We start from the raw sequence: 1,431 nt of genomic DNA on the forward strand, positions 1-1,431 counted from the left end.
CATCACACGCCATGACAGTCACCGAGGCGCCCTGGGCAGCCAGTTCATCCCGCAGCTCGGCAGCACCCGGCGCGTCCGGGCCACTACGGCTGACCAGCAACAGATGCCGCATCCCGCGCTCGGCCACCAGATGCCGGGCCAACCCGCGAGCCAGGCCACCGGTCCCACCGGTGATCAGTACCGTGCCCTCCGGATCCCACGTACGCGGCAGCGTCAGCACAATCTTCCCGACGTGCTGGGCCCGGCTCATATACCCGAACGCCTCAGAGGCCCGTCGTACATCCCAGCTCGCCACCGGCAACGGACGCAGCACACCCTGGGCGAACAACTCCAGCAGCTCCCCGAACATCTCCTGAGTCCGGTCCGGACCCGCATCAGCAAGGTCGAAGGCGCGGTAGTGCACCGGGGCGGTGGCCTCGGGGTCGCGGATGTCGGTCTTGCCCATCTCCAGGAAGCAGCCACCCGGAGCGGTCAACCGCAGTGAGGCGTCGACGAATTCACCCGCCAGGGCATTGAGCACCACATCCACACCACGGCCCTCGGTGACCTCGCGGAAACGGGCCTCGAAGTCGGTAGTACGGGACGACGCGATGTGGTCGTCCGCCACACCCAGCTCCCGCAGCGTGTCCCACTTGCCCTCACTGGCCGTGGCGAACACCTCCGCACCCAGATGCCGGGCCAGCTGGATCGCCGCCATACCCACACCACCGGCGCCGGCATGGATCAGGACCGACTGCCCCGGCCGCAGACCCGCCAGGTCCTTCAACCCGTACAGGGCAGTCAGGAACACCAGCGGCACCGACGCCGCCCGAGCGTACGACCAGCCCTCCGGGATACGAGTCAGCAGCCGCTGATCGGTCACCCCCACGGGTCCGAAGCCACCGAAGACCATGCCCATCACCCGGTCCCCCGGGCGCAGTCCATTCACTCCCGGCCCGGTCTCGGTCACCACACCCGCAGCCTCGGCACCCAACAGCCCGGCCTCACCCGGATACATCCCCAGCGCGTTCAGTACGTCGCGGAAGTTCACCCCGGCGGCCTGAACCTGGATACGGACCTGGCCTTCGGTGAGCGGCTCCAGGATCTCCGGGCAGGGCGCGAGCACCAGCTTGTCCAGGCTGCCCTTGGCCGCACTGTCCAGCCGCCACGGCACCCCGACAGGCGGCAACAGCCCCGCACCGCTCCCCAGAGACGCCAGCCGTCCCACCTGGACGGCGCCGTCGCGCACCACAAACTGGGCATCCCCGGTGGCCAGCAGGCCCGGCAGATCCGCGAGCACCGCGGCGACATCCCCGGCCTCGGACCCGTACTCCAGGTCCACCAGCGCGATCCGCCCCGGATGCTCCGACTGCGCCGACCGCACCAGACCCCACACCGCGGCCGCCGCCACGTCCGCCACGCCCTCACCCGCGTCGGCCGCAACCGCCCCGC

The 1,431-nt window shown here is 70.4% G+C and carries 1 protein-coding gene; it reads right to left on the reverse strand.

The genetic code is table 11. The features are described 5' to 3' along the window. A partial coding sequence (locus AZE13_RS33285) for a zinc-binding dehydrogenase (RefSeq protein ID WP_147264829.1) occupies positions 1-1,431 on the reverse strand: 1,431 nt, incomplete at both ends.

This window comes from Streptomyces sp. NBRC 110611 (genome assembly GCF_001590865.1).
GTDB lineage: Bacteria > Actinomycetota > Actinomycetes > Streptomycetales > Streptomycetaceae > Streptomyces.